Source organism: Noviherbaspirillum agri (genome assembly GCF_054780595.1).
Genome location: NZ_BAAGWA010000013.1, coordinates 92,328 through 98,367, shown reverse-complemented (window position 1 = coordinate 98,367; position 6,040 = coordinate 92,328). Strand labels below are relative to the sequence as shown.

Below are 6,040 nucleotides of genomic sequence, written 5' to 3'. Positions count from 1 at the left end.
AGCTTTGCGATATCCAAACCGACTCGTACGATTGCCATATTCGCTCTCCCGATCAGATGCGGTGCGCTTGCCCGCTCGATCCTCAGTCTACCGAGCTTCTGAGGTGGAGGGAGTCCATGGCATTAGCTGACAGCAGCCGCACCGGTGCGGACGTCGGGGTTCTTGCACCCTGCTGCAGGCGATGTTCGTCGCTTCAACTCCCGAGTTGCGGAACCTCGTTTTCATTGTCATCAATGCGGATAGGGATTTGGCATGCGACGGGTACGGACGATGCGTGGATGACGATGCTCCGACGCCGGACCAGCCATCCCGTTCATTTACTCTCAAGTTCGCAAGACAGGAGAACGCTATGCACAGATCGAAATATTTCCTCTTTTTACTCGCCGCATTTGGTTCGGCAACGGCCGTAGCGCAGTCCAGTGGTGGTGCACCAAACACGACCGTCGCCGCGCTTGAGCAGCAGACGGAGAACGGCGTGAAATATGTGTGCGGTGGAATCGGTCGCGATGAAGTGGCCAGCCTGGAACGAGCTGCATCCGACTACGACCTGATGATGACTTTCGCCGCAAGTAACGGCGCCTACCTGGCGGATGTCGACGTTGCCATTGCCGATGCCCGTGGCCGCACTGTCCTGAACGTCACCTGCGATGGGCCGATCCTCCTCGTTGACCTCCCGGCGCGCGGCAATTACCGCGTCGAAGCAGAAGCCGAAGGCCGCACGCTGACACGCACGGCGCGCGTCGACCAACGCGGTCCGGCGCAGCGCATCCGGCTGGCCTGGCCGGTTCAAACGGTTGATATGGGTTTGACGCCCGGGATGCAGGTGGAGCAGGATACGGGAAGGACCAGCAGTGGCGCATCCGGCGGTGCAAGCGGCAGCAGCGGCTTAAACAATTCCGCGGATGAATCTAGTCCCGGAAAAAAATAAGCAGGGCGCAAAGGGGCAGCCGTGGTGCCGTGGAAGCAGCATCCGACAGGATTGCCGGTGATCCTGTCGGAGAACCGCGCTTACCGCGGCATGACCGCCAAAAGCTCGCCTTGCCGGTCCGCTTTCCTTTCCCGCTGGGCGGCCACCGCTCCCGGATGGCCGCACGATTCGGCAATTGCCGATTACCGACCGATGCCGTTGGTCGGACCAGTGGGGCGGCCCGCCGGCGAGCCGGTCGAGCCGCTTCCCAAGCTGCCCGACCCCGGACTGGTCGGGTATTGTGATTCGCTTATCGTGTCGTCCCTCGGCGGTATGCTGCCAAGAGGTTGCGAGTCGGTAGAGGTGACGGAAGAGCCGCTGGAGTCGGTTACGGGGCAGCCGACACTGGACGGACGGCATTTCATGGTGATGCCGGTATTGGCACCCGAATCATTGGCTGCAGCATTCGCTGCATCATTGTCGCGGCCCGAAGCCTGGTCCGCTCCCGATGAGCCGGATGCGCCCGATGCGCCACTTTCCGGCACTGTGCCGACAATCGCCATCGAACGTGCGACCAATGCAGGACGGCCCTCATAGCGTCGGAACATCCTGTCATCCACGCCACGCCCGTATTCGCGCCTGAAGTCGTCTGCCTGCAGCACGCGAACAGTGCCCGTGATACTGACTTTGCGGTCTATCCATGCGCGGTTGAAACCCATGGTGACGAGCGGTTCCTTGCTGATGACGAGCAGGTCGCGATCGATACCGCCTGCGGCCAGTTGGTCTTCATCGAGCTTGAGCGCCCATGGCGTGAAAACCTCGTCGACCTCGCTGGTGACAGTCACGTTTCTTCCCACATAATCGCGGGGGCGCTCCGCGATTTCCGCCACCGTCACGTTGATGGCTGGTGATGCGGCAGTGCCGGCCGTGCCGCCTGTGCCTTGTTCGCCGGCCTTTGCCGCTGGCACGACTGGCCTCGATGTCTCGCCCGGTTGCACGTTCTGCGCCGCGGCGGTGGCGGCAATGAAGTTGGCAGCCGCCAGAAGCGCGGCCATGGATGCATGCGTTTTCATGATGGGGATACCTCCTCGGTTCCTTGCTGCATATCGCAGGAAAACGCAACACGGACGCATCATCCATGCCAGAACAGGCACCTGCGGAAAGGTTCACCGTATGCTGTCGAAGCGCTTGCTGAAAAACATTTCCACGCCGGCCACCGTACCGCCACGGATGACCACAGACCAATGGCGAGTCAGTTCATACGTGAGTTTCAGCACGCTTTGCGCACCGGCCAGGCTTTGCTCATACCCGATGAACAACCGGTCCGAAATTTCCTTCCCGAGATTGACCACCTGCTGGCCGGCGAGGCCGAACTCGCTCTCGCCGATGGACAGTTCGTCGAGACCGAATCCTTGCGCGATCTTTTCCGCGCCAAACTTGTTGAGCAATCCGAGTGCAGCACCTTGCGCAGCGGACTGTGCCTGCCCCGGTCCTTCCTGTCCGCCGGCGCTGCCAAATACCAGCCAGGACAGTTTTTCCGCCTCCGGCACCTCCGGTTCCGACACCAGCTGCACACGCGGCTGCTGCACCGTTCCGCTGACCTGCACGCCGGCGTCCACGTCCTGGTCGCGCCGCATGGCGGTGATGTTGATGTTCGGGTTGCCGACCGGCCCCTGGAAATTGAGCACGCCACGTTCGATCGCCAGCACGGTGCCGAATGCTTCGTAGGTGCCTTCGACGACACGCACCGTGCCGAACGCATTCACCGGTTCGCCGGGGGCGCTGCGCAGGCGCAGTTCGCCTGCCAGCCGCAGGTCGGCGCCGGAACCTTCGAACCGGAATTCGTCACCGAGATTGACGAGAATGTTGACGCGGGGCGAAAACGGCCCTGGCGGTTGCGGCTCGTCCGGCAGGGGACCATTGCCTTTCGCCGCGCCGTTCTGCGGCTTGCCGCCACGGATGATCACGACATCGTCGCCCAGTTCGGGCGCGGATTTTTCAGGAAGGCTGAACAGCGCACGATCGACGACAAACTTGCCGGTCAACTGCAGTTGCCGGTCCACGGAGGCCGCCTCGGCCTGGCCGGAAATCGTCATCCGTCCGGACGGATTGGACAGCAGCTGCAATTTGTCGGCAATGATCGTGGCATTCAGCGCGCGGTCGTCGGTGGTCTGGCGCAGCGGGATGAATCCCGTCGCGCTCAGCGTTCCTTCGCCGCCCCGGAAGCGAAGCTCGCGCAACTCCACGATGCTGTCCTGAAGGTGAAGGCGCGCGATGCCGTTTCTCAGCTGTACGCCCTGGTCGTAGAGCACCAGCGCAAGGTCGTCGCCATTGATCGGGCCGGACACGCGCGGGTCGGAAAACGTGCCGTCGATGTCCAGATTCGCTTCCACGCTTCCGGTCAACGCGATGTCCGGACCGGTGAGAAAGGCAATGTCCCGCAAGCGCGGGATGGATGCAGTGACGCTGCCGTTGATTGCCGTGTCTGGTCCGACACCGAGCTGTCCGTCTTCCTGTTGCAGGCCGAACCTGCCGTCTGCCTGCAGGCTGCCGATGCGCGCCGCTTCGACCTGCGTGGTGAGATCAGCCTGGGTTCCGCGCAGATCGACACGGGCCGACAACGTCCTCAGCCCGAGCTTGCGCTCGCCGGTGTCACGGGGAAGGGTAATGTCGCCACGCCGGCGCTCCACCTCCACGAAGCCGCTTGCCGTATCGGCCAGCGTCACATCCCACTGGCCGTCGAGCACGAGGTCAGTGCGCACCGGCACAGGCGTGCCGGTCAGCTGGCGCCGAATTTCCAGCAGGTGCCCCACGTCCAGCGCGCGGATCCGGCCCGCACTGCGAACCTCGCCGTTGTTGTAGCGAAAACCCTGCAGCTCCAGCGCGGCCTGTTCGACCCGCAGGCGGGCGGCGCCGAGCTCCATGTTTGCGGGGGCAAGGCTCAGTTGTACCGGCCCGGCAAGCGCCATCTGCGGAAAACCGGTGTTGCGCAGGGTGCGCAACATGCCGTCCCACGCCATGCCCTCGGGTAGCTCACGCAGGCGGCCCTGTGCGGCCAGAGCCATGTCCAGCGGCCTTCCGCGCAACTGGCCGGCGGCCGTCAGCTCGAGCGTGTGGCTGGCAAAGGTGCCGTCAATATCCGCGGCAAGGCGGGAAAGACGGATTTCGCCGCTGCGTACATTGCGTGCATTGAGCGTCATGCTTGTCCGCGCTTCCGGCGCGGAACCGGGCAGGCCATCCAACTGCACTTTCCCGGCCAGGTGCGCCGCGCGGTGCTCCCCGTAGACAAAATTTTCGGCGCGGTAGCTGAAGTCGATTTCCGGCTTCTCCAGTGTGCCGGCGGCGACGCCCTCCAGCCGCAGGGCTCCCGAGAGTCCGAACCCGAGACGGGCGAGGGCCGGTGCATCGACATCGACCTTCATGCGGTCCGCTGGCGAGCCGAATCCGCCCTTGAGCATCACGCGGTTGCCGGCAATGGCGAGCCTTGCATCGCTTTCTGCGACGCGTTTGCCGTTGAGGTGCACCGTCCCGCCGCCTGTCATCGGGCGGCCGTCATAACTGCTGTCCTGAATGTCGAAGCGCAGCCGGGCACTCGTCTGCGGCCGCAGCGCACCTGTTGCGTTGAAGTCCATGTTGATGCGTGCATTGGCAAGCCGCCATGCCGGCATCCCCTCGCGTTCCGTCGCGAGGAACAGTGCGGGATTGAAATCGGAAAGCCTGCCTTCGACCGCATAGTCGCCGTCGCCGCCGCGTGCCAGCGTCCCGCTGATATTCAGAAGCGCCTTGTCGGCAGCAAGTTGTGCCGTGTTCACCGTGATGGTCTCCGGACCGAGGCGGGCATCGGCGATAACAGAAAATGCCGGGTCCTTGAGGTCGGTTTTGATTTGTTGTGTCTCGTTATCCAGCACAACAGTCAGCGGCCCGACGAGGCGCGATGCACGCAATGCCGTATGCAGCGCGTTCAGGTCGACATCCTGTGCTTGCAGCGCAAGTTGCCCCCTTTTTTCAGCACCGCGCAGCTCACCGCTTCCATCCAGGCTGCCTCCTGACGGCAGCACGATCTGCAGCATACTGAGCTGCTGTTGCTCTGTGTCCAGCACCACATCGGCCCGTGCCGACAGGATCGGCAGGAGATTCTTGTCAACGGGGCCGGGGAGGGCGTTGGTGATCATTACCGGACCGGACACCGCCAGCTGTGAAGCAGCGGGCTTCGCCGCGCGCTCCGGCGCGGGGGACAACGAGGCGTCCATGTCGAGGCTGGCCTTAGGCCATTCTTCGTTCCATACCTGCGGATTGAATCCGCGCACGCGCAGATCGGCGTTTTTCAACGGCACGTCGGCAAAGGGCGTGGCCTTGATGTCTGCATGCGCGGTAAGCTGCGCGCCGCTCGCATTGAGCAGGATACCGAGTTCGCGGAGCGTTCCCGACAGCTTTGCGTCGAGCTTGTAGGCTTCCTTTCCGAGGAGGCCGTCCAGGAATGCGTCGCCCGCAAGGTCGAACGGCGCCTCGCCGTTGATGCGCAAGGAGCCGCTCGCCCTGCCAATGGGCGCAGTGGCATGTTCCAGGGAGATACGATGATTGACGCTGTCGGAGCTGGCGCGCAGCAGGATATCGTCCACCACGGTCGTACTGCCATCCCGATGGAGAAGAAGCTTCTGGACCGACGCTCTGCGAAGCTCCAGTGCGAGCGGAAGCTTCAGCTCGGCAGGAAGCGAAGGCTCTTTTTTCGGAGTGGGATCCGGACGCAGCGTGACGTCCACCGTTCCCAGGCGAAGGGTTGCGACGACCAGCGCAAGCGGCGAACGGAACCACTGCCAGTCCGACTCAAGCCGGTCAATCTTTAGGTGCATCGTCGGCGTTTCGTAACTGACATCGCGCAGTCGAAGACCATCGGAAAGCGTGCCACCCGCGACTTCGCCCGAGAGCTGGCCGGGCAATGCGCGGCTCGCAGCCTGCCACAGCCAGCGCGAGCCGGACTCCGTGGTGAAGAGGACGGCGACGGCCGCGATCGACAGCAAGAGCAGCAGCCCGATGGCGGCCGCCACCCATGCGAGGTAGCGGCCGGCGTATACCTTGCCTGCCCGGAGTTTGCCCCTGTGCAGGGCGGCAGAGCGGGGCAGGCGTTTGCGCATG

General features: G+C 63.7%; 3 protein-coding genes. 1 reads left to right on the top strand and 2 read right to left on the bottom strand.

From position 1 onward, the window contains the following. Positions 1-349 precede the first annotated feature (349 nt). Entirely contained in the window at positions 350-928 is a 579-nt protein-coding gene (locus ACYVIA_RS18380) for a hypothetical protein (RefSeq protein WP_460843377.1), read from the top strand. A 182-nt stretch (positions 929-1,110) separates the two neighbouring features. Here ACYVIA_RS18380 and ACYVIA_RS18375 read toward each other — a convergent pair whose 3' ends face one another. Next, positions 1,111-1,980: a hypothetical protein gene (locus ACYVIA_RS18375; protein WP_460843375.1), complete on the bottom strand. Its 870-nt coding sequence runs from the start codon at positions 1,978-1,980 to the stop codon at positions 1,111-1,113. A gap of 93 nt (positions 1,981-2,073) precedes the next feature. Then, complete coding sequence (locus tag ACYVIA_RS18370; RefSeq protein WP_460843373.1) at positions 2,074-6,039, bottom strand: translocation/assembly module TamB domain-containing protein; 3,966 nt, start codon at positions 6,037-6,039, stop codon at positions 2,074-2,076. Between the last annotated feature and the right edge of the window lies 1 nt (position 6,040).